General features: G+C 43.9%; 24 protein-coding genes and 1 pseudogene. 20 read left to right on the top strand and 5 right to left on the bottom strand.

What is annotated here, in order from left to right; genetic code table 11:
• Window positions 1-215: 215 nt before the first annotated feature.
• The 11 genes from WQ57_RS22970 to WQ57_RS22920 all read left to right on the top strand — a co-directional run bounded on the left by WQ57_RS22970 (window position 216) and on the right by WQ57_RS22920 (window position 13,129).
• Complete coding sequence (locus tag WQ57_RS22970) at window positions 216-1,514, top strand: ABC transporter substrate-binding protein (RefSeq protein WP_046525974.1); 1,299 nt, start codon at window positions 216-218, stop codon at window positions 1,512-1,514.
• A gap of 91 nt (window positions 1,515-1,605) precedes the next feature.
• Window positions 1,606-2,583 carry a carbohydrate ABC transporter permease gene (locus WQ57_RS22965; protein WP_046525973.1) on the top strand — a complete coding sequence of 326 codons (978 nt, stop codon included), beginning with the start codon at window positions 1,606-1,608 and terminating at the stop codon, window positions 2,581-2,583.
• Entirely contained in the window at window positions 2,580-3,449 is an 870-nt protein-coding gene (locus tag WQ57_RS22960) for a carbohydrate ABC transporter permease (RefSeq protein ID WP_046525972.1), read from the top strand. Before WQ57_RS22965 ends, WQ57_RS22960 begins: the two co-directional genes overlap by 4 nt.
• Before the next feature lie 230 nt (window positions 3,450-3,679).
• Window positions 3,680-5,365, top strand: coding sequence for an alpha,alpha-phosphotrehalase (gene treC, locus WQ57_RS22955; RefSeq protein WP_046525971.1), 1,686 nt, complete (start codon window positions 3,680-3,682; stop codon window positions 5,363-5,365).
• Window positions 5,366-5,454: 89 nt separating this feature from the next.
• A complete protein-coding gene (locus WQ57_RS22950; protein WP_046525970.1) occupies window positions 5,455-6,642 on the top strand; it encodes a serine-tRNA(Ala) deacylase AlaX in 1,188 nt (395 codons plus the stop codon).
• 210 nt (window positions 6,643-6,852) lie between these two features.
• Window positions 6,853-7,065, top strand: a complete 213-nt coding sequence (locus WQ57_RS22945; protein ID WP_046525969.1) for a hypothetical protein — start codon at window positions 6,853-6,855, stop codon at window positions 7,063-7,065.
• Between the two features lie 243 nt (window positions 7,066-7,308).
• Window positions 7,309-8,877: a peptide chain release factor 3 gene (locus WQ57_RS22940; RefSeq protein WP_046525968.1), complete on the top strand. Its 1,569-nt coding sequence runs from the start codon at window positions 7,309-7,311 to the stop codon at window positions 8,875-8,877.
• A gap of 173 nt (window positions 8,878-9,050) precedes the next feature.
• Window positions 9,051-10,436: a Na+/H+ antiporter NhaC family protein gene (locus tag WQ57_RS22935; protein WP_046525967.1), complete on the top strand. Its 1,386-nt coding sequence runs from the start codon at window positions 9,051-9,053 to the stop codon at window positions 10,434-10,436.
• 135 nt (window positions 10,437-10,571) lie between these two features.
• On the top strand, window positions 10,572-11,054 hold the full coding sequence (locus tag WQ57_RS22930) for a hypothetical protein (protein WP_046525966.1): 483 nt from the start codon (window positions 10,572-10,574) through the stop codon (window positions 11,052-11,054).
• A 174-nt stretch (window positions 11,055-11,228) separates the two neighbouring features.
• Window positions 11,229-11,984: an RNA polymerase sigma factor SigI gene (gene sigI, locus WQ57_RS22925; protein WP_241481614.1), complete on the top strand. Its 756-nt coding sequence runs from the start codon at window positions 11,229-11,231 to the stop codon at window positions 11,982-11,984.
• Window positions 11,981-13,129: an anti-sigma factor domain-containing protein gene (locus tag WQ57_RS22920; protein WP_046525964.1), complete on the top strand. Its 1,149-nt coding sequence runs from the start codon at window positions 11,981-11,983 to the stop codon at window positions 13,127-13,129. The genes sigI and WQ57_RS22920 overlap by 4 nt, the downstream gene beginning before the upstream one ends.
• A 59-nt stretch (window positions 13,130-13,188) precedes the next feature.
• Here WQ57_RS22920 and WQ57_RS22915 read toward each other — a convergent pair whose 3' ends face one another.
• Complete coding sequence (locus tag WQ57_RS22915) at window positions 13,189-13,389, bottom strand: alpha/beta-type small acid-soluble spore protein (RefSeq protein ID WP_046525963.1); 201 nt, start codon at window positions 13,387-13,389, stop codon at window positions 13,189-13,191.
• 201 nt (window positions 13,390-13,590) lie between these two features.
• On the opposite strand from WQ57_RS22915, the gene WQ57_RS22910 reads away from it, so the two are divergent.
• Entirely contained in the window at window positions 13,591-14,943 is a 1,353-nt protein-coding gene (locus WQ57_RS22910; RefSeq protein WP_046525962.1) for a TrkH family potassium uptake protein, read from the top strand.
• Window positions 14,944-14,985: 42 nt separating this feature from the next.
• On the opposite strand, the gene WQ57_RS22905 is transcribed toward WQ57_RS22910, so the two are convergent.
• A complete protein-coding gene (locus WQ57_RS22905) occupies window positions 14,986-15,333 on the bottom strand; it encodes a DUF3905 domain-containing protein (RefSeq protein WP_046525961.1) in 348 nt (115 codons plus the stop codon).
• 138 nt (window positions 15,334-15,471) lie between these two features.
• On the opposite strand from WQ57_RS22905, the gene WQ57_RS27075 reads away from it, so the two are divergent.
• Window positions 15,472-15,633, top strand: a complete 162-nt coding sequence (locus WQ57_RS27075) for a hypothetical protein (protein ID WP_173427601.1) — start codon at window positions 15,472-15,474, stop codon at window positions 15,631-15,633.
• Window positions 15,634-15,778: 145 nt separating this feature from the next.
• On the opposite strand, the gene WQ57_RS22900 is transcribed toward WQ57_RS27075, so the two are convergent.
• Both WQ57_RS22900 and WQ57_RS22895 read right to left on the bottom strand, forming a co-directional pair.
• A complete protein-coding gene (locus tag WQ57_RS22900) occupies window positions 15,779-17,527 on the bottom strand; it encodes a B12-binding domain-containing radical SAM protein (RefSeq protein ID WP_046525960.1) in 1,749 nt (582 codons plus the stop codon).
• Between the two features lie 123 nt (window positions 17,528-17,650).
• Entirely contained in the window at window positions 17,651-18,694 is a 1,044-nt protein-coding gene (locus WQ57_RS22895) for an acyltransferase family protein (RefSeq protein WP_046525959.1), read from the bottom strand.
• 479 nt (window positions 18,695-19,173) lie between these two features.
• Here WQ57_RS22895 and WQ57_RS22890 point away from each other — a divergent pair, with 479 nt between their 5' ends.
• The 6 genes from WQ57_RS22890 (at window position 19,174) to WQ57_RS22865 (ending at window position 23,889) form a co-directional block, all read left to right on the top strand.
• Window positions 19,174-19,695 carry a methylated-DNA--[protein]-cysteine S-methyltransferase gene (locus tag WQ57_RS22890; RefSeq protein WP_046525958.1) on the top strand — a complete coding sequence of 174 codons (522 nt, stop codon included), beginning with the start codon at window positions 19,174-19,176 and terminating at the stop codon, window positions 19,693-19,695.
• Between the two features lie 294 nt (window positions 19,696-19,989).
• Window positions 19,990-20,238, top strand: coding sequence for an aspartyl-phosphate phosphatase Spo0E family protein (locus WQ57_RS25815; RefSeq protein ID WP_052948855.1), 249 nt, complete (start codon window positions 19,990-19,992; stop codon window positions 20,236-20,238).
• Window positions 20,239-20,447: 209 nt separating this feature from the next.
• A complete protein-coding gene (locus WQ57_RS22880) occupies window positions 20,448-21,272 on the top strand; it encodes an electron transfer flavoprotein subunit beta/FixA family protein (RefSeq protein ID WP_046525957.1) in 825 nt (274 codons plus the stop codon).
• A gap of 19 nt (window positions 21,273-21,291) precedes the next feature.
• Window positions 21,292-22,317: an electron transfer flavoprotein subunit alpha/FixB family protein gene (locus WQ57_RS22875; RefSeq protein WP_046525956.1), complete on the top strand. Its 1,026-nt coding sequence runs from the start codon at window positions 21,292-21,294 to the stop codon at window positions 22,315-22,317.
• Entirely contained in the window at window positions 22,310-23,605 is a 1,296-nt protein-coding gene (locus tag WQ57_RS22870) for an FAD-dependent oxidoreductase (protein ID WP_046525955.1), read from the top strand. The genes WQ57_RS22875 and WQ57_RS22870 overlap by 8 nt, the downstream gene beginning before the upstream one ends.
• Window positions 23,605-23,889 carry a ferredoxin family protein gene (locus WQ57_RS22865; RefSeq protein WP_046525954.1) on the top strand — a complete coding sequence of 95 codons (285 nt, stop codon included), beginning with the start codon at window positions 23,605-23,607 and terminating at the stop codon, window positions 23,887-23,889. The genes WQ57_RS22870 and WQ57_RS22865 overlap by 1 nt, the downstream gene beginning before the upstream one ends.
• A gap of 165 nt (window positions 23,890-24,054) precedes the next feature.
• Here WQ57_RS22865 and WQ57_RS22860 read toward each other — a convergent pair whose 3' ends face one another.
• Window positions 24,055-24,390 carry a hypothetical protein gene (locus tag WQ57_RS22860; protein ID WP_046525953.1) on the bottom strand — a complete coding sequence of 112 codons (336 nt, stop codon included), beginning with the start codon at window positions 24,388-24,390 and terminating at the stop codon, window positions 24,055-24,057.
• Window positions 24,391-24,599: 209 nt separating this feature from the next.
• Between WQ57_RS22860 and WQ57_RS22855 the strand changes: the two are divergent.
• Window positions 24,600-25,114: pseudogene (locus WQ57_RS22855) on the top strand (hemerythrin domain-containing protein).
• Window positions 25,115-25,150: the final 36 nt, after the last annotated feature.

Here is a 25,150-nt window from a genome sequence, read left to right as displayed (position 1 = left end):
CGTAACTACCTCCTTTTAAATTGTCAATATATCCTATTCAGAAGCAGTAATTTGTGCAATAAATTGGCCAAAAAAAAGTAGCCCATTTAGAAATCGGAAGCCGCAACAAAAATCGTGAAAAATCGGGGGAAACTGACATTCCCTGGTTTAGCGGGTGAGCGGAAAGGGTATATCCTGATTTAGGACTTTATCATTTAAACACAGGGGGATAAAACATGGATAGAAAGAGAAATTTACTGCTCGCTGTCTTGCTGTTTATGGGATTTCTGGCTGGATGTTCAGGAAATGAAAACAGTGCACAGGCAGAGAAAACGGAAGATGGCAAGGTGGTTGTCGATTTTTGGACTTTTTGGGGATCTGAGACAAGGAGGCCGATCATTGAAAAGATAATTGCCAATTTCAATGAATCCCAGGATGACATTCATGTTAAGCATACCTTCCTGCCATGGGGAGATATCTGGACTAAAAATCTGGCTTCCGTTGCGGCAGGCAACCCGGCAGATGTCATTATTAATGATATCAACACAGTTTCACAGAGAGCTGAAAACCAGCAGGTAGAGGATTTAAGCCAATACATAGATGAATCCTTTGAAAAACAGTTTTACCCGCATTTATGGGAGACAGTTGTTTATCAGGACAAAACATATGCGGTTCCATTCAATACCGATACCCGACTATTGTTTTATAACAAGGCTGCCTTTAAAGAAGCTGGACTTGACCCGGAAGCTCCGCCTCAAACCTGGGAAGAGCTGGAAGAATATGCGAAGAAGCTTGATGTGAAAACTGGAAACCAGTATGAAAGAATCGGCTTTTATCCACTATGGGGCAGCATTGGAGCTTCAAGCTGGATGACCAATGCGGATGATGGAAAAGGTTTTATTGAGAATGGGAAACTGGCAATCGATACACCAAGAAAAGCGGAAGCCCTCCACTGGCTGTTAGGCTGGAAGGAGCGTCTTGGCGAGAAGACGGTTCAAACGTACCAGGCGGAATTTGGAAGTGAACAGTCCAATCCGTTTATTGCCGGAAAAGTAGCTATGTGGGTGGATATCGGCACATTCTATACGCAAATCCGTGATTACGGCCAAGACCTTGAGTTTGGTGTGGCCCCACTGCCATCTTTTGATGAAGATTCAGGGCATTGGGCTGAAGGCGGAGGGTTCGTCGCCGAAATTCCTAAAGGTGCCGACCATCCGGAAGAAGCAATGGAATTTATCAAGTATTTGACTGGTCCAGAGGGACAAAAATATTGGGCTATGAAGAACTTTGACAATGTAGCCAATATTGAAGCAGCGGAAGCTGTAGCTAGCGAATTGACGGGAGATGAACAAATGGTCTACCAGGCGACAGTGGAGAATCTCCAGCAGACCAAAATGTTTCCTGTCCCAGTGGAATATCCTGACTATCACAGCAGGATCAACCCGGTAGTAGACAATATCCTGTTAGGCAAAATTTCTCCCGAAGAGGGACTGAAAAAAGCCGAAAGCGATGTCAGCAAACTGAAAAGGGAATAGCTCCGGTCAGCTCAATGGCTGGAACAAAGAAGAGAGAAATTCATTTTCTCTCTTCTTTAAGTAAGGATTAGAGAGGGAGTGGCTCAAGGGGATGAAAACGACAGAAACGATACGGCAGCCAGAATCGGCTTATTTGCATGAGCCTGCAGCTGCAAGCAAGAGAAGCAAGCTTAGCAAAAAGACAAGAGATACTCTGACAGGCTATCTTTTTATCAGTCCTTGGCTGGTCGGATTTTTTGGCTTGACCCTTGGACCGTTATTATTTTCTCTATTTGCCAGTTTCACAGACTACAATATTACTTCAAAAATGAATTTTGTCGGGTTTCAGAATTACCGGACGATGTTTACACTCGATGACCTTTTTTGGACATCGCTTGCAAACACATTATATTATGTAGCTTTCTCCGTTCCGCTGACAACAGCAGGGGCTATATTGCTCGCGCTGCTTCTGAACCAGAAGCTAAAAGGAATGAAGGTCTTCCGGACAATTTACTACCTGCCTTCCATCCTGTCGGGAGTAGCCGTCTATTTTTTATGGATGCAGCTTCTCAGTCCCTCTACAGGACTTGTTAACACCGTTTTGGCATGGGTGGGAATAGAAGGACCTGCATGGCTGTTTGACCCGGAATGGACCAAGCCTGCCTTGCTGCTCATGAAAATGTGGAGTGTCGGCGGCGGGATGCTCTTGTATCTGGCGAGTCTCCAGGGAGTGTCAAAGGAAATGTATGAGGCTGCTGAGCTGGATGGAGCAGGACTTTGGCAGAGGCTGCGGTATATAACACTGCCAATGATTTCGCCGATCATATTCTTTGATGTCATCACCAGTACAATAGGCGCATTTCAAATTTTCCAGGAAGCTTATGTCATGACGGAGAGCGGCAGCGGGGGACCTGCAAATTCTTTATTGTTCTATAACCTCCATATGTGGAACAATGCTTTCAAAGTCTTTGATATGGGTTATGCTTCGGCGATGGCCTGGCTGCTATTTATTATTGTCATGATCTTGACTGTGATAAACCTGAAGCTTGGCAAGCGCTGGGTTTATTATGAAGGAGGCGACAGGAAATGAAGACGGCATCCGCACATGCCTTTTACAAAAGCAAGAAGTTTAGGGAGAAGATGAAAAACACCATTGTTGTGTTCCTATTGATATTGGGAAGTGTATTTGTGTTGGCGCCGTTGTGGTGGATGATTTCGACATCGCTTAAGTCTCCCGCAGAAATAGCTCAGTATCCGCCAACCTTTATCCCAAAAGAATTTCATTTCTCCAACTATATTGAAGCATGGCAGACTGCCCCATTTACCAGATGGGCGCTAAATACTCTTTTTATTGCGGTGTGCGGGACAATCGGGGCTGTTTTTATCAATTCGCTTGTTGCTTATGCGTTTGCGAAAATCCGTTTCAAGGGAAGGGACACTCTCTTTATCCTCGTCCTCTCGACCATGCTGATTCCGGGATTTGTCACAATGGTTCCACAATATATCCTGTTTTCTAAGCTTGGATGGCTTAACACCTATCTGCCTTTAATCGTCCCGGCATTCCTGGGCAGTGCCTTTTTTATTTTCCTGTTAAGGCAATTCATGATGACCATTCCCAACGAGCTAATTGAAGCAGCCTATCTTGACGGGGCCAGCCACTTGAAAATCTGGTGGCACATCATGCTCCCTCTGACCAAGCCCGCTCTTATTACTGTAGCGATCTTTTCATTCAATGGGGCCTGGAATGATCTGCTTGGCCCGCTTTTATATATAAATGATGAAAGCATGTATACACTCCAGATTGGCTTGCAGACATTCAAAGGGACGGTCCAGACCCAGTGGCATTATTTAATGTCCATGTCTGTTACCGTATTGCTTCCGGTGGTCCTTTTATTTTTCTTTTTCCAGAGATATTTTATCGAGGGCTCTAACATTTCATCCGGTACGAAAGGATGAGCGGGATACCTGCGGGTGTCCTTTTTTTATGAAAAACTTTATCCCCGTGTTAGGCATAGACTCTTTGGGGAAAAGATGAATAGGTGCGGTTTGACTTAACTTGTATATACATGTACAATGAAATCGTTTCAGGAAGAGCTGGATAGTTTAATGATAGTACTTCTGGTTAACCCCATAATAAAAACTATTAGGGAATCTGAGGTGTTCTTTTTATTTTTGGAGGTGCTGATATGACGGAACCATGGTGGAAAAAAGCGGTTGTTTACCAAATTTATCCAAAAAGCTTTTACGATACAACGGGGAATGGTGTAGGCGATCTGCGAGGAATCATTGAAAAATTGGATTATTTGAAGGAACTGGGCATTGATGTGGCTTGGCTGACACCAATCTATGAATCGCCGCAAAAAGATAATGGCTATGACATAAGCGATTATTATAAAATTTATGAGCAGTATGGTACAATGGAGGATTTTGAACGCCTTCTTTCGGAGGCCCATAAGCGGGACATCAAAATCATTATGGACATTGTCGTGAACCACTCCTCAACTGAGCATAAGTGGTTCAAGGAGGCGAAAAAGTCCAAATCCAGTCTCTACCGCGATTATTATATTTGGAAAGATCCGAATCCGGATGGAAGTGAACCGACAAATTGGGAATCAAAGTTCGGCGGATCTGCATGGAAATACGATGTGGAAACAGGGCAATACTATCTCCATTTGTTCGATGTGACCCAGGCTGACCTGAATTGGGAGAATGAAAGACTGCGTCAGGAAGTATACGAGATGATGCATTATTGGTTCAGGAAGGGTGTTGATGGTTTCAGGCTTGATGTCATTAATTTGATTTCCAAAGACCAGGAATTCCCTGACGATGATGGGACTGTCCCTCCGGGTGACGGCCGCAAATTTTATACAGACGGCCCAAGAGTACATGAATTCCTCCAGGAAATGAACAAGGAAGTATTTTCCCAGTATGATGCCATGACGGTTGGCGAAATGAGTTCAACGACGATAGAAAACTGTATTAAGTACTCGAATCCGGAGAGAAATGAACTCAGCATGACATTCAACTTCCACCATTTAAAAGTGGATTATCCAAATGGAGAAAAATGGAGTATTGCAGACTTTAATTTCCTGGCGTTAAAGAGAATCTTGTCAAAATGGCAGGTCGAAATGCATAAGGGCGGCGGATGGAACGCTTTGTTCTGGTGCAACCATGACCAGCCCCGGATTGTATCACGCTATGGAAACGACCAGGAATACCATCGTGAGTCTGCGAAAGCAATGGCGACCGCTATCCATATGATGCAGGGAACTCCATATGTTTACCAGGGAGAAGAGATTGGGATGACCAATCCATATTTTGAAAGAATTGAGGATTACCGCGATGTAGAATCCTTGAATATTTTCAAGATCAAAAAAGCGGAAGGGGTTCCAGAAGCGGAAATCCTGAAAATCCTGCAAAGCAAATCGAGGGATAACTCGCGTACGCCTGTACAGTGGACAGATGAAAAGAATGCGGGCTTTACAAGCGGCACTCCATGGATTCCTGTTGCCCGGAACTATGTAAATATCAATGCAGAGAATGCCCTGGCGGACCATGATTCCGTTTTTTATCATTATAAAAAATTGATTTCGTTGCGGAAAGAGTACGAAATTATTACGTACGGTGATTATGAGCTGTTACTCGAAGATCATCCTGAGATTTTTGCTTATATTAGAAATGGCCGTGACGAGAAATTGCTGGTTGTGACCAATTTTTATGCGAAAGAAACACAGTTTATCCTGCCAGACACAGTGGAAACGGATGAATATGAAGCCAATGTGCTGTTATCCAATTACGACTCCGGCAAGGAATTCAGGAATATTACCCTTCGCCCTTACGAATCGATTATCTTTCACCTTACAAAAAAATAGGAACCTGAAAAAGACAGCGCCGGACCGCTGTCTTTTTGCATGGAAAAAAATGATATACTGGGAGGAGATCATTCACGGAGTGTGAGGAAATGAATCATAAATTGTATTACAGAGATGCCTACCTAACTGACTTTTCAACGAAGGTGCTGAATCAGGAGCTCGAAGAGGGAAATTGGTACGTAACCCTGGAGGAAACCGCCTTTTATCCAACAGGAGGAGGCCAGCCGCATGATACTGGCAGTATAGAGGGAGTTTCCGTTATAAATGTTGAGGAAGTCGACGGCGAAATCCGCCACTATATAGACCGGCCTTTGCCTGGAGCCGTGGAGACAGTTCAATGTACTGTGGATTGGGAACGGCGCTTTGATCATATGCAACAGCACTCAGGACAGCATATTCTCTCGGCGGCATTTGAAGAATTATATGGGTACCGTACCGTTTCTTTTCATTTGGGCAAAGAGACGCTGACGATAGACCTCGATATTGACGAGCTTCCTCGAGAGCATGCGGGGGCTGCAGAAAGCAGGGCCAATGAGATTGTCATGGATGCACGAAGGATTGAGGCGAAGTGGGTAAACCGCGAGGAAGCCTCCCGATACCCACTAAGAAAGCAGTTGTCCGTGACTGAGGACATCCGTCTCGTCATTATACCGGAATTCGATTATAACGGTTGCGGCGGTACCCACCCAAAAAACACCGCGGAAACAGGGTTGATTAAAATTCTGGGCTGGGAGCGGCAGCGTAAAAAAGTACGGGTGGAATTTATCTGCGGACACCGCGTGCTATCCCAACTGCAGCAAAAGCACGACCTTATCAGAGAACTCTCCGGCTTGTTAAACGCGCCTCCGGAGAAGATGCCTGCTTCTATCCAGCGTATGATCGCGGAAGGGAAACACATGGAGAAAACCCAGGAGGATATGAGTGAAATGCTGCTCCAGTACGAAGCATCAACATTGATGTCCGACCAAAATCCTAAGGTGCTGGGAAAGGTTTTCCAAAACCGGACAATGAAGGAGCTCCAAAAGCTCGCCAAAACGATTGTGGACCACGGCGAATCCAGACCAGTCCTTCTAGTGGCGGAAAATGCCGAAAAGCTCCAGCTTGTATGCGCAAGAGGAGAAAATGGCCAATTAAACATGAAAGAACTTTTAGGGGAAGTCTTGCCGGTTATCAATGGAAAAGGGGGCGGAAAGCCAAACTTTGCCCAAGGCGGCGGAGAGGCCAGCATTCCGGGAGAGGACTTACTGAGTTTAACAATCGAAAAGATGAACGTTTAGTGAACTAAAACCTTTAATACAGGATGAAAAGTATAGGTCTTTTCTCCTGTTTTTAACATGATTACATAGAAAACCGGATTTTGAAGGGGGTTTTTAGGTAAAATTACCTATTTTATACCACTGGCACAGCAGTTTATTGGAAATTTTACCATTTAAAAAAATATCAATCTCCTCCATAATGAGTACAAATAGAAAACAGGGGGAAAACATATGTTTGATATTCAAAAAGGTTCAATGGAAGAAGTCCTGGTCATTTTGCAGAATATCGGTTTGCAAATCAATGAATATGAGAAGTCAAATACAATGATCTCTGTTGAGGCCTATAAAGAGCTGCTTGAATTCAGCATCTCGATTGCCAGAAGGACAAATGAGGTATCCGAAACAATAGATGAAATGATTGAAGATATAGAGAAACAGTTGTAAATTTATACGATTAGGCAAAAATGGCAGCGGGAGAGCTGCCATTTTTATTTTCCAGCCCTTTGGCGCTGCTGATGTTTGCTTCCCAAACATTTCTGGGCACATAATCAATCGCAGATTGCAAACTTTCCATCAAGAATATATGATGGAACTTATGGGGATTTTGTCTGTATAATAAAAAAGGTTTCCAGCGATATTACAGTTTGGGCAGTACAGCAGAAAGGCTGTTTAGAAAGGATATATAACATGAAGAAATTAAGCGAAGAAGTTTTGTCAAGGAGAACATTTGCAATCATCTCCCATCCGGATGCCGGAAAAACGACACTGACTGAAAAACTGCTGTTATTCGGCGGAGCCATCCGGGATGCCGGTACAGTTAAAGGAAAGAAAACCGGAAAGTTTGCTACCAGCGACTGGATGGAAATCGAAAAGCAGCGCGGGATATCTGTTACTTCGAGTGTGATGCAGTTTGATTATGATGGCTTTAGGATCAATATCCTCGATACGCCGGGTCACCAGGATTTCAGTGAAGATACGTACCGTACTTTGACTGCAGTCGATAGTGCCGTCATGATTATCGATTCGGCCAAGGGGATTGAGGAGCAGACTTTGAAATTATTCAAGGTTTGCCGGATGAGAGGCATCCCAATCTTTACTTTTATCAACAAACTTGACCGGGAAGGAAAGACACCCCTGGAACTGCTTGCAGAGCTGGAAGAAGTTTTGGGAATCGAGTCTTACCCCATGAACTGGCCAATTGGCATGGGAAAGCAGTTCCTCGGAATTTATGACCGCCATCATAACCGCATTGAGCAATTCAGGGTGGAGGAAAGTGAAAAGTTTATTAGCCTGAACAGCGACGGCGAAATCGAAGGTACCCACCCGCTGAAAGAAGATTCATTGTATGAGCAGACTCTTGAAGAAATCATGCTTCTAAATGAAGCTGGGAACGCCTTTTCTGAAGAACGTGTAAGCGAGGGGGAACTAACCCCGGTCTTCTTTGGCAGCGCATTGACGAACTTTGGAGTCCAGACCTTCCTTGAATCATACCTTGAGTTTGCACCTGTGCCACAGGCGAGAAATTCGACCTCCGGTAAAATTGATCCTTTGTCGGAAGATTTCTCCGGCTTCATTTTCAAAATCCAGGCTAATATGAATCCTGCTCACCGTGACCGCATTGCCTTCCTGAGAATTTGCTCCGGAAAGTTTGAGCGCGGGATGAATGTTACGTTATCACGCACAGGGAAACAGATCAAACTTGCCCAGTCCACTCAATTTATGGCTGACGACCGCAGCACGGTCGAGGAAGCGGTCGCCGGGGATATTATCGGATTATACGATCCAGGTTCCTATCAGATTGGCGATACAATTGTTTCCGGGAAAGAAGCATTTGAATATGAACGTCTGCCGCTATTCACACCAGAACTTTTCGTCAGGGTCACTGCGAAAAACGTCATGAAGCAAAAGCATTTCCATAAAGGGATTCAGCAGCTTGTCCAGGAAGGCGCTATCCAGCTTTTTAAAACAGTCAAGACGGAAGAATACCTTCTCGGTGCAGTTGGACAGCTGCAGTTTGAGGTATTTGAACACCGGATGCGCAATGAATATAATGTGGAAGTGCTAATGGAAAGGCAAGGGTCAAAAATTGCCCGTTGGATTGAAAATGACAAGATTAATGAAAACCTTTCAAATTCCAGAAGCCTGCTTGTTCATGATCGCTATGAGAGAAAAGTATTTTTATTTGAAAATGACTTTGCGCTTCGCTGGTTCCAGGAAAAAAATCCGGATATCCAGCTCTATAATCCGATGGATTAATCATCGTAATGAAAAAGAGTGGGCTTCCCCACTCTTTTTCATTTTACTGAAGTCTTTCCTGTTCTTTCGAATATTCTTGACAAATAATTAATATATCTATATAGTAAAAACGCAGAATACTTTCGTGCATAAAAGCGTTTAAGTATAAAAGTATAAATAATGGGAGAGAGAGCATGCATCAGGAAAAGTCATCTATAACGGTAAAACCTTTGGAAGCAGTAGCCGTGACTGTCGTTCTTTTGGCAGGCATGGGCATTGGGATTATAAAACTTCAATTAGTTCCGCATATTCCTGTTGTCCTGGCTATTTTTTTTCTTCTCATATATGGCCTTTTAAAAAAAGTGAAGATGTCGGATCTCGAAAGAGGCATGGCGGATGGAGCCAAAAACGGCCTGGGGGCTGTCATGGTTTTCTTTTTCATAGGAATGCTGATTAGCAGCTGGATGGCAGGTGGAACGATTCCGACCTTTATTTACCTTGCATTTGAGTTGGTGTCCGGAAAATGGTTTTATGCAATTGTATTTGTGGTCACAGCTGCAGTTGGCATTGGAATAGGCAGCTCCCTGACAACTGCTGCAACCATCGGGGCAGCTTTTATGGCAGTGGCTGGAGCATTAGGGCTATCCCCGGCCATCACGGCAGGGGCGATTGTGTCGGGTGCTTTTTTTGGCGATAAGATGTCGCCCCTTTCCGATACAACCACCCTTGCCTCTGCAACCGCCAAGGTTGATTTATTCGACCATATTAAAAACATGGCCTGGACGACTGTTCCGGCTTTTGTACTCTCATTCATTCTCTTTCTATTTCTTTCTCCCGCGAGCCTGGACGCCAGCTTCGAATCAATAAGCTTGGTAAAGGAAGAGCTGGTCGCCTTGAACCTTGTACACTGGTATTCACTCCTGCCATTTGCTGTTCTGGCTGTCTTGGCGATAAAAAGGGTCCCAGCTGTGATTACTTTGGGAAGCGGAACGCTGTCTGCGCTCACCATCAGCCTTTGGATAACGGACCGAAATGAATGGGCAGCTCTTCCTGCCGTCCTATTTTCAGGCTACAAAGCGGAAACAGACGTGCAGGAGGTTGCCGCTTTGCTTTCAAGAGGAGGAATTGAAAGCATGCTGTTCTCTGTATCGCTTGTCCTCCTCGCGCTGTCGATGGGAGGATTACTATTCAGACTGGGTATTTTGCCCGCACTGTTGGAAGCCCTCATGTCAGGAGTGCAGAAAACAGCTGTGCTTTTCAGTTCGGCTGCAGCCTCCGCCATCGGAATTAATGTTCTCCTAGGTGAACAATACTTATCCATTGTCTTGACCGGAAACGCATTTGAACAGCGATTCATAAATGCAGGTCTCCATCCAAAGAACTTGTCCAGGGTCCTTGAGGATTCCGGTACGGTGGTCAACCCGCTGGTACCATGGAGTGTATGTGGAGTGTTTCTCACCGCGGTGCTGGGAGTACCGACTGCCGAGTATGCGTTATTTTCCTTCTTTTGCCTGGCTTCTCCTCTTCTAACCATTGCAGCAGGGCTTACTGGATTCTCGGTGACAAAATTGGATCGATAAGAACAAAAGCCGTTCTCAATTGAACGGCTTTTTTGCTGTACCTGAAATAAAAAAAGCTTAACGTGAGCACTCTAAAGAGGCAGGGAGTTTCACTTGTTTAATTGATTACTTCTATTAAAGGAATGAAATCCGGATATGAAAAGTTTAAGCAAACTTGAAGCCATTATGTGGAGTGTTGCCCTTCCTGGATTTCCACAGCTGTTGACAGGGCAGTTTCTGAAAGGGGCTTTATTTGTTATTTTGGAATTCGTGATCAATGTGAACAGTAACTTTAATCAGGCCATTATGTACAGCTTCCTGTGGGAAATCGAAAAGGCCTTCACGGTGACCAATTTCCAATGGCTGATGTTTTACCCCTGCCTTTATATGTTTTCAATGTGGGACGCTTATCGAGTGACCTTGAAGGGAAAAATAAAAGGGACCTATCTGCCCTTTGTCTTTGGTGCTTATTTTATTACCGTTGGATTGATGCTGTCCCCAAAAATTAAATTGTTTGGCATTTCACTGGGGCCTGTATTCCTGCCGATGCTATTCCTGATTCCCGGTTTGACAGTTGGCTATTTGCTAAGGCTGCTGTTAGAAAAACACTTTCATCATAGGGAGACAGAAATCACCTGAAAAAGACCATTACCTAAGTAAGGGTCTTTTTAATATTCTCGGACAAAGAATCTCCTTTACCCCCAGAAGACAGTATCTTCCTCCGTAACCCTATAATGAAAAACACTGACAACAACCATCGTTTCTTCCCAAATCCAAATTGACAGCCATGGTATAATTTGTAGAAGAAACGAGGTGAGTCTGGTGCTGAGTTTATTGTTCATGGCAAAAAAGAAGCCAAAAACTCTGGAGGAAAAAGTAGCGTTGATCCAGCTGGGCGACGAGAGCCTTCAGGATGATTTAATAAAATCGTATAAACCTTTCATTGCAAAGTCGGTTTCTTCCGTATGCAAAAGATACATAAGTGAAACGGACGATGAATTTAGCATTGGGCTTATTGCCTTCAATGAAGCGATCCAGAAATTCTCTGCGGAAAAAGGAAATTCATTGCTCAGCTTTGCGGACGTGCTGATTAAACGGAAAGTGATAGATTATATTCGCCAGCAAAACAGGAACCAGACGGTTTCCTTCGGGTTTGGAAGCGAAGGGACAGATGAAGAAACCCAGCGTTCAAAAATTGAAGATGAATTGTCCATTGAAAACCACTGGAATAAAACAGATGAAGAAAGAAGAAGAGATGAAATATACCAGTTCCAATTATTGCTAAGGGAATATGATTTGTCATTCCAGGATTTAGTAAAACAGTCTCCCAAGCATGCCGATGCCAGAAGGAATGCAATGGAAGTTGCCAGGGTCCTGAGTGAAAATGAGGAGTTGACGCAGCATCTTGTAGAAAAGAAAAGGCTTCCGATTAAGCAGCTGGAGAATATGGTTAGCTTAAGCCGCAAAACCATCGAGAGGAATAGAAAATACATCATAGCCATCTCGTTAATTTTAATTGGGGATTATAATTATTTAAAGGATTATATAAAAGGGGTGCTGAAGGAATGAGAAAGGGTGTAATCCTGGATGTCGATCATGATTTTGTAACCTTGTTGACTCCCGAGGGTGAATTCATGAGGACCCGAAAGCGAGAGCAGGATTATCACATAGGAGAGGAAATCAGTTTTTTTCCAGTAGAAACAGATCGGCCGACAGTCTGGCAGAGCTTCCTTCGCCTCTCAAAGGTTAGGGCAGCTATGATAGCCGCAGTGCTCCTGTTCTGTACCACGGCTATTTTACCTGTTTACCAAAGCAATCAAGTATATGCGTATATGTCCATCGATGTGAATCCGAGCATAGAGCTTGGATTGAATCAAATGCTCAAAGTGGTCTCCCTTATTGCCTATAATGAAGAGGGAGACAGAGTCCTTTCCAAATTAGAGGATTGGAAAAAAGAAGATGCTGCCATCGTAGCTGAAAAAATTCTTGATGAAATTGAAGTACAGGGCTATCTGCAAAAAGAAAAAAATGTGTTGATCGCCACTGCAAATTCACAAGGGCAAGTGGAGACAGCCGAGCAGCTCGAGGAAACGATCGAGGAGATAAAAGAGGCAGGGAAGACGGAAAACCTTGAAGTAATGGTCTTATCCGGGACTGCTGCAGAGAGGGAAGCAGCTAAAAAGCAGGGTTTGAGCATGGGCCTCTACAAACAAAAATTCCTTCCTGAACAAAAAAAACCAGCGGTAAATCCGCCTGCAGAAAAGAAAGCTTCCCCTCCAGCTGCGGATCCGGTCCAAAACCAGCCCAGCCAACCTTCAGAGGCCCCTGGCATGAAGCAGGATAATCAAGGGGAAACTGCGCCAAATGGCAAGAACAAGCCTCAAGACAATGGATATGGAAATAATAACAACCAAAATAAAGGCCAAACAGGAACAAAGCGGGCTGAAGAGGACCCCAAAGGCATTAAAAACCAACAACGGCCTGACCAAGCTGAAAAAAACAATTCCGAACAGGAAAAGGTAGCTAACAATAAAAGCCGCGATAATGGAAATGGTCATTCCAAACAAAATAATAGTGAAAACGGATTTCAAAAAGGGAAAGCCGATATAAACAGCCGTGGTAATGAGCAAGCTCAAAAACAGGGCGGCGTCCAAAGCGGCCAGAAAAAAGGAAGCAATCCAGGTGATTCCGGCAGCAAAAATGGAAGAGATTAAGATGTCAAAAAGTCCGGATAGGTGTCCGGACTTTTATCATATCCATGATATTTAATTGTCTATTGCTGCTCTCTTCCGGCAAGCCCTGCTTGTGCCTGCTGGACAAGGCGTTTGGTGATTTCTCCGCCAACGGACCCATTTGAGCGGGATACAGTGCTTCCGCCAAGCTGGACTCCGAACTCTTGGGCAATTTCATACTTTACCTGGTCGAGGAATTGTTCTACTCCTGGTACAAGCAATTTATTTGAACTTCTAGCCATGATTGTCAACTCCTTGCTGCATTTGCAGAAATAGTGTCTGCAAGCTTATTATTTACGGCATAGGTGATTGTATTCTGGAACATTTTTGGATTGCAGGCAAAATCATGATGATGATAAAAAAAGAACTCACCGTTTACTTCCTGAGTCAGCTTTGTTATTTTAGATGATAGGATTCAGGAAACAACGAAAGGACAATTTTGGATGTTCAATCAATTAAAAAAGAGTGTTAATCAGTTAACACCTGCACGGATGATTGCTGTATATTATTTTCTGGCCGTTTTTGTATCGGTCTTGCTGCTTCGTGCACCGATTGCGGTAAAGCCGGAAGTTACCTTGTCTTTTGTAGATGCCCTTTTTGTAGCTGTCAGTGCAGTAAGTGTTACAGGGCTTACAACAGTGAATATAAGTGAAACCTTTACTGTTGCAGGGAATTTCATCCTGATGTTTGTCTTTCAGTTTGGCGGCATCGGAATCATGGCTTTAGGTACTTTTTTCTGGCTTATACTTGGTAAAAAAATCGGCCTGAGGGAACGGCGCCTGATTTTGACAGATTTAAACCAGATGGGGCTGGCAGGCCTGGTAAAAATGCTGAAAGAAATTTTGTTTTTGATTATCCTCATTGAATTATTCGGTGCGTTACTTTTAGGGACGCATTTTCTTGACTATTATCCAACCTGGCAGGAAGCTTACCTTAATGGTTTGTTTGCTTCCATAAGTGCCACAACTAACGCCGGTTTTGATATTACAGGGAGTTCCTTGGCTCCTTTTGCCGATGATTACTTTGTGCAATCCATTAACATTTTGCTGATGACACTGGGGGCAATAGGTTTTCCGGTACTGATGGAAACGAAGAATTATCTGGCAGCAAAGAATAAAGAGCTTTTCCGGTTTTCCTTGTTTACAAAAATTACAACTGTTACTTTTGCAGCCCTGCTGATTGGCGGGACCTTGATTATCCTCCTGTTAGAGGCAAATCATTATTTTGCAGGTATGTCTTGGCATAAAGCTTTCTTTTATGCGCTATTCCAGTCAGCGACAACCAGAAGCGCTGGCTTATCGACAACGGATGTAACCAACTTTACGGATCCTACCATCCTGGCAATGAGCGGATTGGTCTTTATCGGTGCCTCCCCAAGTTCTGTAGGCGGAGGTATTCGGACAACCACCTTTGCGATCAACATCCTGTTTCTTTTTCATTTTGGCAGAGGGGAAAGGACAATCAAGATTTTCAAACGGGAGATCCCGCATGAGGATATCGTAAAATCCCTTGTAGTTACCATTCTGGCAATATTGATCTGTTTTACAGCCACTGTCATTCTTAGCATGACAGAGAAGCATGATTTGTTAAAAATTATTTTTGAAGTATCTTCCGCTTTCGGAACGAATGGTTTATCAATGGGAATTACTCCTGAGCTAAGCACCCCTGGAAAATTTATCATCATGATTCTGATGTTCATTGGCCGTGTGGGGCTCATTCAATTTCTTTTGGCTATGGGAGGAAAGGAAAAAAATCAATCTATTCACTATCCGAAGGAAAGGGTCATTATTGGCTAAAAAAAATCCGGGATTGTTTCCCGGATTTTTTATTTTGCTCAGCTAGTCCTGGTTCTTACTAACATCTATTGTCGGGTGCATGAATGGATAGGCTTGAGGCTCCTTTTTTTCCTCAAGGAGTTCCTGGTTCTCGGCTGTGTTCCAGCCAATATCATTGGTGGGGTGCACCCACTGGGGCCCTGCCATGATTGCAGGGTCGGTTTTGTCGCTCCAGGTTTCCAATGGGGAATTGCTGGATGCATAATGGCTGTCCCCAATCACCACGCCGTGTTCGTTTGCAAATGGGGGCTCCATCTCTATTCCTGTGCCTTTAAAGCTAGGGGCACTAATTTGATGCGGCAGGCTGCCATCGATATCCAGTGACGTCAATTTTTTAGTTTTCTTTTCCATGAAGAATCACCCTTTTTGCTTAGTTTCTGCCGGCACCATAAATTTATAAGCCGGCTTCCGATGAAAAAACAGGAAACTCGAAACATACATAATTGACAGGTGGCGGTTGAAAATAAAGGCACGGGGGTGGTTGTAAAAATGGCAAAGCGCAAAGCAGAAAGAAACGCAGTTGAAAAGTATTCAAAAACGCCGCATCGAAATACACATGAGTCCGAATTCTCCGCAGAATTTGCGGGGGGAGAAGATGCCGGGAAATTTGCCAATCGAAATTCCAAACAGGGCAGAAAGGGCAGGATATGAGGAAGCGGAAACAGCAAGACAAGTCCCTTCCTGCTGTAAATGTGGAGTTTGGGAACGAGTTTGGGGATATAAATGCAGCCAAGCTTTATGAAAGGGAATTTCCCAGAAAGAAAAAAGGGAAGGGCCAACAATAAAAAAGCCGGCATTATGCCGGCTTTAGCTGTGATTTACTACAGGAAAAGACTTCTGCTTTTTCAAGGGACGGGTGATAGTAAACAAGAAGTACGGATGGGGTATATTCTACTTCTCCCGTTGAAAGATACTTTTCCAGGTTGAATGAGAGCTCCTCAAGGACAGTATGCTTGTACAATTCTTTTTCCGCCAGGTTCAACGAACGGAGGAAAACACCGCTGTTAATCACTTTTTGGTACATTTCGGTACGTTCGTTCTTCTCCATATCGAGTTTCCACCACGGTTTGCGAGGTTTTTGTTTTTTCCCGGCCAGATAATCGTATTTCATCAGTCCTTCAATGATAGAGAGATCTTCTGTTTTCCGTTCCTTGAGAAACTGGTGGAGCCGCCTGAATAAATCCTCAAGCTGGTGGCCAATCCTGGACCACCCCTGCCTTTCCCAGAATGCCCCAAAGTCCTGGAAAAAATCAAATGGAGTAGGAAATACCCTGGTGACAAGGTATTCAATGGTTTGGTCCATCCGATGGTCGTTCCAGTATTTTTCAAGTACGTCCTCGACCTGTTTAATACGAATGATATCAGCAAATGGAAGGACATTGTTGCCGAGAATTTCATATGGAGAATGATCCATATACACATATCCATGATCAGCCGCACGCAGCCTTAGTCCTGTTCCCCGCAGCATTTTTAAGAAACCAAGCTGGAGTTCTTCGGGTCTCATGGCGAAAACATCGTTAAATGTTTTTTTAAAGGAACTATAGTCTTCTTCAGGGAGCCCTGCGATCAGATCAAGATGCTGATCAATCTTGCCGCCCTCTTTTACCATCGTGACTGTGCGTTTCAGCTTTTCAAAGTTTTGTCTTCTCATCACAAGCTCATTCGTCTCATCGTTGGTTGACTGTACCCCGATTTCGAAGCGGAACAGCCCAGCAGGAGCGTTGTTGTTTAGAAATTCAATTACCTCAGGCCTCATGATATCCGCGGTAATTTCGAACTGGAAAACAGTCCCTGGAACATGTTCGTCAATCAGGAATTGGAACATTTCCATCGCATAGCTTCTGCTGATATTAAATGTCCTATCCACAAATTTAATCGTCCTGGCCCCATTGGCCATTAAATAACGAATATCATCCTTAACTTTTTCCCTGTCAAAATAGCGCACACCCACCTCAATCGAAGACAGGCAAAACTGGCAGCTGAAAGGGCAGCCTCGGCTTGTCTCGATATAAATGACGCGCTTTGATAAATGGGAGATATCTTCAGCAAATCGGTGCGGAGAAGGCAGTTCTTTTAAATCAAGCTTGTTACTCTGCGGAATGATTTTGACTTTTCCTTCCTTTCGATAAGCGATGCCTGGTACAGAGTCGAAGTCCCTGGTGCCTGCCAACTCGACAAGCAGCTGTTTGAAAGTCTTTTCACCCTCCCCAATGACTATGAAATCAAACTCATTGACCACCTCCATCCATTGGTGGACATCATAGGTCACTTCTGGCCCGCCGACAATGATTTGAATGGAAGGATTGATTTTCTTGATCATCTTAATGGTTTTGATTGTTTCTTCAATATTCCAGATATAACAGCTGAAGCCAATGACTTCCGGAGCTTTCTGCATTAGATCCGAAACGATGTTGATAATGGGGTCTTTGATCGTATATTCGGCAAGCGCTACATCAAACTCAGGCTCAGCGTAAGCTTTTAAGTAGCGAATGGCAATATTGGTATGGATGTATTTTGCGTTTAAAGTCGCGCAAATAATGTTCATGATATGCTCCTTTGTAAAAAATACCTTTGTTCTCATATAGCATATTGCTTAAGAATCAACTTATTATTATACTTCATTTTTTCCAAAATGGATAGAGCCCATCCATGAGGACGGGCTCTTTGTCTAGCTGCTGTGCAGCCTGCCTTTTCTGTTTTTATCTAATTCAGACATTCTGGTTTTATATTTCTCCATTTGCGATGCTTTTAATTCGATCAAAGGCTGTGCAGCGGCTTTTATAAGTTTGCTTGAAAGAACAAGGGTAAGAAGCAAGGCGATAGCCGCCAGCAGCAAAAAGTCCTTGGGTTCCGTGAAATAGCCGCTGATTTGGCTTTCGCGGAAGGTCCGGACAAAAAAGCCATGCAGCAGGTAGACATAAAGTGTGTTCCTTCCAAGCCTGGTGAAAAAATACTGTCCTTTAGGGACAATGGCAAGAAAACTGAAAACCATGATGGTGCTCATCAGGTAAAGGCCAAGCCTGACGAAACTGGCTGCATATAGTTCGATATCCATCGCTCCGTATGGCTTTGAACCTAGCAGCCATTTGTAATCGAGCTGAGGGAATAGGTAAAATCCTATAAATGCGATGGCAAATGGAACCAAGGCACCCATACGAAAGGCTGGCCGTGTCAGTATTTTTAAATGGTCCTTTGTCAAATGGTATCCGAACAGGAACATTGGAAAGAAGACAAAGGTCCTTGAAAGGCTGAGATAGTTTGAAACCCAGTCTATATAGCCGACCCCAACGCCCAGTGCAAAAGCAAGTGCGAGACCGGTGGCAGGCTTTAATCGTGAAAATCCCAGCAGCATGATGTGCCAGCAGAACAGGCTGATCAGAAACCAGAGCGACCAGTGCGGATTGAATGGGTCTACTGTCAATTGAGATTTATTGAAAAGAAAATAATAGTACACAGAGTAGATCAGCTGGAAAATTAAATAAGGCAGAATCAGCTTTTTGGCAATCCTTTTGATATATCCTTTTTCATAGATTCCCCTCGCGAAAAAGCCGGATATCAAAATGAAAGCTGGCATATGGAAAGTGTAGATTACCTTGTAAAGAGTAAAGACCATCTCGTTATCTTCAATGAATGTACGAAGCAGATGGCCGAAAACCACAAAAAAGATCAGGATGAATTTGGCATTGTCAAAGTAAAATTCCCGTTGTTTCATAAGTCCTCCCCTGTTTTAGACCCCCGCTCTTTTTTATCCTATTTCAACACAAATCAAACTGGGAAAATAGTATAGTTTTATGGCTGCGGTGGAATGAAATGTAAACAGCGCATTCTGTTATATAAGAGATGTAACGCTGTAATTTATAAGTTTAGTTAGAAGAAAGATTGTCATTGCTGGTTTTATTGTGAAGCTGAAATTAGTGTACCAGCAGAAAGTATTATACCTATGATATAGATCGCAGCGCAAAAACTGAGAGGTGCTTAAAATGAAAATAGGCAAATTTGCATCAAAAGGATGATTGGGGAGGGAACTTTTAACTATTTTGCCAGAGAAGAACGAATTGGAGCCTTTTCAGGCATATGAAGCTGAACTTGGAAAAACAGTGATTACGTGGAGGGGAAGCAAGGGAATGACCTTTGCTTCTTTTTTCAATTCCATATATATTGGAAAAAGGAATGATAACAGGAGGAGCATATATGAGAACATATGCAATTGTGAATACTTTAATTGGCCCTCTTTATCTGGTGGCTGATAATGGGAAGCTGGCTGCAGTCCATATTGGAGAGGAAGACTTTTTGGCAAATGAAAACAAAGATGAAATGAAAGAGGCCCCTTGCAGCCAGCCTCTTCATGAAGCAATCCGGCAAATGGAAGAATACTTTTCGGGAGCGAGAATGAAGTTCGAATTGCCCCTTGCATGCCTCGGAACTGACTTTCAACTCGATGTCTGGAAGCAGCTGTCCGAGATTCCCTTCGGAATGACCCGGAGCTATCAGGAGGTTGCGGAGGCAATCGGCAGGCCAAAAGCTGTGAGGGCAGTTGGACAGGCAAATAAAGCTAATAAACTGCCAATCGTCATCCCTTGCCACAGAGTAATTGGGAAGAATCAGAGCCTTACAGGCTATGCCGGGACGAGGACTGATATTAAAGATCAGCTTCTTCGCCTGGAAGGGGCGACATTTAAGCCTCCAGTACAGCCTGCCGGATCTCTCAAATAGTAGGGGGAAGGAAAGGATTTGTTTTGGCTGTATAGCTTCTGTTTTTAAAATGCTTCTTTGTGTATTTTTTTAACAAATAAACCAGTTAAGTGGAAGTTGAGTTTAAAAGTCTGGTTCTTGTCTAATTGAACTGGAAAAAATAAGTCATTGTCGAAGAAAAAATAGTATATGAGAAAAATGTCTAATTTTGCGATTCCATTTACATTAATTCAAAATTTTGTAATACTATTCTAGAACGATAATTAATTAAGTAGATGAATTAAGGAAAGGGATTGAATTAGGAGGAATTTTAAAGTGCGCGATATTGATAAAACCCTGATGATGCAGATACAGGTCAAGAGGGAAGAAATGTTCGCTACTGCGCGCAAAAATGGATACAACAGCCAGGAAACGCTAGCATGCAGCCAGGAGCTCGACAAGCTTATTTACGAATACCAAACATCCGTTCAAAGCCACCAGAAGGAAGAACCAACTGAATGTCCTGCCTTTTTCCGTTTTTTTTGGTTTTTGCATAGGATGATTAGTCCAGCCAGAAGTTCATAAATATTTCTCTAGCCAAATCTTATCCACTGTCTGAGGACAGTGTTTTTTTTGTTTAGACGGACAATGACTGTGGCATGTGGAAAATAGAGAAGCGAGTGATATTTGTCATAGATGTGATTAATATGTTTTTTATATTCTTAACTTACAAAGGTTTCAATGCTATAACCAATAAAGAAAACGCTTTCAAAAAAAGGAGGGAAAATAGGGACATGCATATCATTGTTTGTGTCAAGCAGGTGCCTGATACGAAAATTATTAAGATTAATCCCAAAACGAATACACTGGACCGAAGGAGCGCACCAGCAATCTTGAACCCTTATGATGCACACGCTGTACAAGAGGCTGTTAAAATCAAACAGCTCACAGGAGGAACTGTTTCTGTCCTGTCCATGGGTCCCCCCCAGGCAGTTTCCATCATAAAAAAGAGTATTGAGATTGGAGCGGACAAAGGCTATTTGATTTCAGACCGTGCCTTTGCGGGAGCAGACACTTTGGCAACAAGCTATGCCTTATCGAAGGCCCTTGAGAGGATTTCAGAGGAACAGAAGATTGACATGGTTATATGCGGCAAGCATGCCATCGATGGTGACACCGGCCAAGTAGGTCCGGGCATAGCCAGGAGGCTTGATATGCCGCCTGTCACCAATGTTATAGAAGTAACCGAGGTTAAAACCGAGGAAAGGAAAATTAACCTTAAACGTAAACAATTAGGCGGTTATGAAGAAATCGAAGCCCAGCTGCCATGTCTTTTAACGGTAGAGAAAGAGGTAAATGAAATCGAGTATGCCCCAATGCCCAATATGATCAAAGCTGCCCGATATGAGCCTGTCGTCTGGACGGTTGACGATTTGGGAGAAGTCGACAGAAGCCAGCTCGGGTTAAAAGGATCCCCGACTGTCGTTGGGAAAATGTTTACACCTCCAAGGCGGGCAGGAGGAAAAAAGCTGGAAGGCACAATCGATGAACAGGTGAAAGAGCTCACCGGGTTATTGCGAGAAAAGCAGGATTTATTTCGGTTTAACGTTAATTCCTAAAAAATGAGGGGGATTCCGCATGGGAGAAAGCCTTGGTGTCTGGGTATTTATTGAAGTGAATGATAAAAAAATCGAAGGCGTTTCGCTGGAGTTGCTTGGAGCGGGGCGACAGCTCGCTGACAAGCTCAATGTTCCGCTTGCCGGGGTACTGCTTGGGGATGGAGTCAAAAATCTTGCGAGTGATGTCATTTATTATGGGGCCGATATCGTCTACGTTGTTGACGATCCGGTATTAAAACTGTACCGGACAGAAGCCTATATGAAAGCGGTCATTTCCCTGGCCGAGAAATACAAATCCGAAATTTTCCTGTATGGGGCAACGCCTAATGGGAAAGACCTCGCCAGTGCGGTCGCCACTGACTTGAGCACCGGATTGACAGCTGACACCACCATGCTTGATGTCGATCTCGATAAAAGGCTTCTTGAGGCTAGCAGACCTGCATTTGGCGGGAATATCATGGCCACTATTTTATGCAAAAAGCACAGGCCGCAAATGGCGACAGTCCGGCCAAAGGTAATGCAGGCTCTTGATCCGGACCATGGAAGGCAGGGAAAAATCATTGAAGAAGAACTGCACCTTCGGGAAGAGGACATGCGTACCAGAGTGCTCAGAATTGTGAAAGAGGTCACAAAAACGGCAAACCTCTCCGAGGCGGATGTGATTGTAGCAGGGGGGAAAGGCATGGGAGATCCTCAGGGCTTCCAGTTGATTCATGACCTTGCCGAAACAATTGGAGCCAGTGTGGCTGGTACACGTGATGCAGTGGAAGCAGGGTGGCTGCCTCATGAACTGCAGATTGGCCAGACCGGTGAGACGGTAACACCTAAATTATACTTTGCCATTGGAATATCGGGAGCGATCCAGCATGTTGTCGGCATGAAAAACTCCGAACTTATCATTGCCATCAACAAGGATCCAAACGCACCGATTTTTGATGTGGCCACCTACGGAATCGTTGGAGACGCACATGAAGTGATCCCAAAATTAATTCAGCAGTTTAAAGAGCTGAGCAAGGAGAAGGGCGGGGAATTGAGCTATGCCTGATAAATTTGATGTCATTGTCGTTGGCGCCGGCCCTGCCGGAACTTCCTGTGCTTATGTTTGTGCGAAGAATGGTTTGAATGTCCTATTGATTGAACGAGGTGAATATCCCGGCAGCAAAAACGTGATGGGAGGGGTTCTATACAGAAAACAAATGGAAGATCTTATTCCGGAATTCTGGAAGGAAGCTCCTCTTGAGAGGCCTGTCGTTGAACAGAGATTCTGGATGATGGACAAGGAATCCGTTGTCCAGTTTGGCTACAAAGGGCTTGAATGGGGAATGGAGCCTTATAATAATTTCACTGTCCTAAGGGCACAGTTTGATCAGTGGTTTGCGCAAAAAGCGGTTGAAGCAGGTGTCTTGCTGATAAATGAGACAGTCGTAACGGAATGCCTTGTTGAAAACGGAAAAGTGGTAGGGGTGCGTACCGACCGCCCGGATGGTGACGTGTTCGCTGATGTAGTCGTGCTGGCAGATGGAGTGAACTCCCTCCTTGGCAAGCAGCTCGGGTTCCATAATGAATTCAGGCCGGATGAAGTGGCATTGACCGTTATGGAAGTAATCAACCTGCCAAAAGAAAAGATCAATGATCGATTCAATCTTCATGAAAACCAGGGGTGCACCATTGAGATATTTGGGGACTCCACCAAGGGCAATCTGGGAACAGCCTTCCTCTATACCAACAAGGAAAGCCTCAATATTGGCGTTGGCACAACCTTGTCAAGCATGATTAAGGCCAAGCTGAAGCCGTATGACCTGCTGGATTACCTCAAAAACCATCCGATGGTAAAGCCTTATCTTGAAGGTGGAGAATCAGCAGAATATCTTGCCCATCTTATTCCGGAGGGAGGATATCATTCAGTGCCCAAAGTGGCAGGCAACGGGGTAGTCGTAATCGGTGATGCGGCCCAGCTTGTGAATGCGATTCATAGGGAAGGGTCGAATATGGCCATGGCATCAGGGAAAATGGCCGCTGAGGCTATCATTGCGGCAAAGGCTGCAGGAAATTTTAGTGAATCCAGTCTCAACCGATACCGGGAAGCGCTTTATGACAGCTTTATAATAAAGGATTTGGAGAAATATAAAGATGCTGCCCATACCTTTGAGAAGCATCCGCAGTATTTTAATGAATATGTACCGATGCTTAACCGTGCTGCCAGCAAATTTTTCACCGTCGATGGGACGCCAAAGAGGGTGAAACAAAAGGAAATCATGCGCAGCATTACAAAAGAAAAAGGTACCATCAAAGTTATGCAGGATATGTATCGTGCCTGGAAGGCGGTGAAATAATGTCGACAAAAACAATTGAAGAAAAACAGTATCTGCTTAGGTTCAAGTGTGATACAAAGTCGCATTTGACCGTTCTTGACTACGAAGTATGCAAGACAAACTGCCCGGATAAACTATGCACGGTGTTTTGCCCGGCAGAAGTATACAAATGGGAAGGAAACCGGATGCAGGTTGGATATGAAGGCTGCCATGAATGCGGCAGCTGCAGGATTGGCTGCCCGCACCAGAATATTAAATGGGAATACCCGAAAGGCGGTCACGGAATCGTTTTTCGTCTTGCATGAAAGAAAAGGCACTGGACTTGTTCCAGTGCCTTCCTGCATGAAGAGCATGAGTGTTGGGATGTTTGCTCAATTATAAATTTTGTGTCACCCGGTTTTTAATATATGTAGGTTCTTTCACATGGAGGGGCAAAAAAGAAGAAAAGCGGAATAGGGGAGTGGAGAGGGTCAGCCTATTTTCTCTAAGTCAGCGGGAACAGTTTCCTGGACACGCATCTCATTTTTCATTAAACCTGCCATCTTATATGCCTCATCGAGTTTGGGAAAGGGTTCAGAGGAGAAACTGGCTTTATTTGCATTGAAAGTCCCGTCGTTGTTTGCTGCAAAAACGGAAATCCTCCATGTATAAAGGTTTCCTTCTGGCAAAGGCATCCCTTCCAAAGCGATCAGCCAGTGGGAGGAGGCTGGACGCTTAGTGACCTGACCGGGAAGGAACTTGCTGTCATAAGGCCTGGCAGGAACAAGGGCAGTACTGTAAAAATCAAGATAATATTGATTTTGCATATTATATCCCTCCTTATTCATTTAGTATATTTTTATTATAAAAGGAAAAGACGTTTAAGTTTACAGAATATTTATTAAACTTTTGTGAATAAAAACTTTCAAAAGTTATCCTTCTCACAGTGATGGACGTCACTACATAATTTTCGTCAGGATTTTATACTAAAATCATAAAACATCACAAAAGGGGCTAGATGAATATGGCGGGTTGCATGAGCACAATGGCTGGAGATGGACAGGGCGTTTTATGTGAAGGACTGAAACAACTAAAAAGTGAACATCCTCCTTTATTGGATAAACTTGAAGGCTTATTGGGGCTGTGTACGAGTGTGGAAAAGGACGAAAATCCGGTGGAAGCTTTTGCGAAGCTGCGGCCGGCGGTTATTGAGTTTTTTAATGAACTTGAGCCCCATTCGGAAAGGGAGGAAGGGGTCCTGTTTGAAATGATGGCTGCCTATATCGGCAGGGAGATGGGCCCAATCGCTGTGATGGAGTATGAACATGACCGGGCAAAATCCCTCATTGGCGCTTTTATTGGCAATACGGAAAATGGGCATGGCACCATACGGAGGAAATGATGAAACAGGATGCCACCCTTGTCAAACAAGCTTATTATACGCTTGTCGACCATTTTTCAAAGGAAGAGAATGTTTTGTTCCCTATGGCCGAAAGAATGCTGACAGAAGCAGAAAAACAGGAACTGGCTGAGAGAATAAGGATTAAATAAAAAAGGAGAGGGCTTCCCCTCTCCCTTTTTTGTAGA

The sequence above is a fragment of the Mesobacillus campisalis genome (assembly GCF_000986785.1).
GTDB lineage: Bacteria > Bacillota > Bacilli > Bacillales > Cytobacillaceae > Mesobacillus_B > Mesobacillus_B campisalis.
The sequence above is the reverse complement of the archived record's forward strand: the minus strand, read 5'-3'. Positions and strand labels throughout refer to the sequence as shown.

Excerpts from the sequence above, each read along its gene's own strand:
- WQ57_RS22865 (WP_046525954.1), top strand. The coding sequence starts at position 23,605 with ATGTCGACAAAAACAATTGAAGAAAAACAGTATCTGCTTAGGTTCAAG.
- WQ57_RS22915 (WP_046525963.1), bottom strand. The coding sequence starts at position 13,389 with ATGGCTAGAAGTTCAAATAAATTGCTTGTACCAGGAGTAGAACAATTC.
- WQ57_RS22860 (WP_046525953.1), bottom strand. The coding sequence starts at position 24,390 with ATGCAAAATCAATATTATCTTGATTTTTACAGTACTGCCCTTGTTCCT.
- WQ57_RS22870 (WP_046525955.1), top strand. The coding sequence starts at position 22,310 with ATGCCTGATAAATTTGATGTCATTGTCGTTGGCGCCGGCCCTGCCGGA.
- WQ57_RS22875 (WP_046525956.1), top strand. The coding sequence starts at position 21,292 with ATGGGAGAAAGCCTTGGTGTCTGGGTATTTATTGAAGTGAATGATAAA.
- WQ57_RS22920 (WP_046525964.1), top strand. The coding sequence starts at position 11,981 with ATGAGAAAGGGTGTAATCCTGGATGTCGATCATGATTTTGTAACCTTG.
- WQ57_RS22895 (WP_046525959.1), bottom strand. The coding sequence starts at position 18,694 with ATGAAACAACGGGAATTTTACTTTGACAATGCCAAATTCATCCTGATC.
- WQ57_RS22940 (WP_046525968.1), top strand. The coding sequence starts at position 7,309 with ATGAAGAAATTAAGCGAAGAAGTTTTGTCAAGGAGAACATTTGCAATC.
- WQ57_RS22970 (WP_046525974.1), top strand. The coding sequence starts at position 216 with ATGGATAGAAAGAGAAATTTACTGCTCGCTGTCTTGCTGTTTATGGGA.
- WQ57_RS22935 (WP_046525967.1), top strand. The coding sequence starts at position 9,051 with ATGCATCAGGAAAAGTCATCTATAACGGTAAAACCTTTGGAAGCAGTA.
- WQ57_RS22945 (WP_046525969.1), top strand. The coding sequence starts at position 6,853 with ATGTTTGATATTCAAAAAGGTTCAATGGAAGAAGTCCTGGTCATTTTG.
- treC (WP_046525971.1), top strand. The coding sequence starts at position 3,680 with ATGACGGAACCATGGTGGAAAAAAGCGGTTGTTTACCAAATTTATCCA.
- WQ57_RS22965 (WP_046525973.1), top strand. The coding sequence starts at position 1,606 with ATGAAAACGACAGAAACGATACGGCAGCCAGAATCGGCTTATTTGCAT.
- WQ57_RS22910 (WP_046525962.1), top strand. The coding sequence starts at position 13,591 with ATGTTCAATCAATTAAAAAAGAGTGTTAATCAGTTAACACCTGCACGG.
- WQ57_RS22890 (WP_046525958.1), top strand. The coding sequence starts at position 19,174 with ATGAGAACATATGCAATTGTGAATACTTTAATTGGCCCTCTTTATCTG.
- WQ57_RS27075 (WP_173427601.1), top strand. The coding sequence starts at position 15,472 with ATGGCAAAGCGCAAAGCAGAAAGAAACGCAGTTGAAAAGTATTCAAAA.
- WQ57_RS22880 (WP_046525957.1), top strand. The coding sequence starts at position 20,448 with ATGCATATCATTGTTTGTGTCAAGCAGGTGCCTGATACGAAAATTATT.
- WQ57_RS22930 (WP_046525966.1), top strand. The coding sequence starts at position 10,572 with ATGAAAAGTTTAAGCAAACTTGAAGCCATTATGTGGAGTGTTGCCCTT.
- WQ57_RS22960 (WP_046525972.1), top strand. The coding sequence starts at position 2,580 with ATGAAGACGGCATCCGCACATGCCTTTTACAAAAGCAAGAAGTTTAGG.
- WQ57_RS22900 (WP_046525960.1), bottom strand. The coding sequence starts at position 17,527 with ATGAACATTATTTGCGCGACTTTAAACGCAAAATACATCCATACCAAT.
- WQ57_RS22905 (WP_046525961.1), bottom strand. The coding sequence starts at position 15,333 with ATGGAAAAGAAAACTAAAAAATTGACGTCACTGGATATCGATGGCAGC.
- WQ57_RS22950 (WP_046525970.1), top strand. The coding sequence starts at position 5,455 with ATGAATCATAAATTGTATTACAGAGATGCCTACCTAACTGACTTTTCA.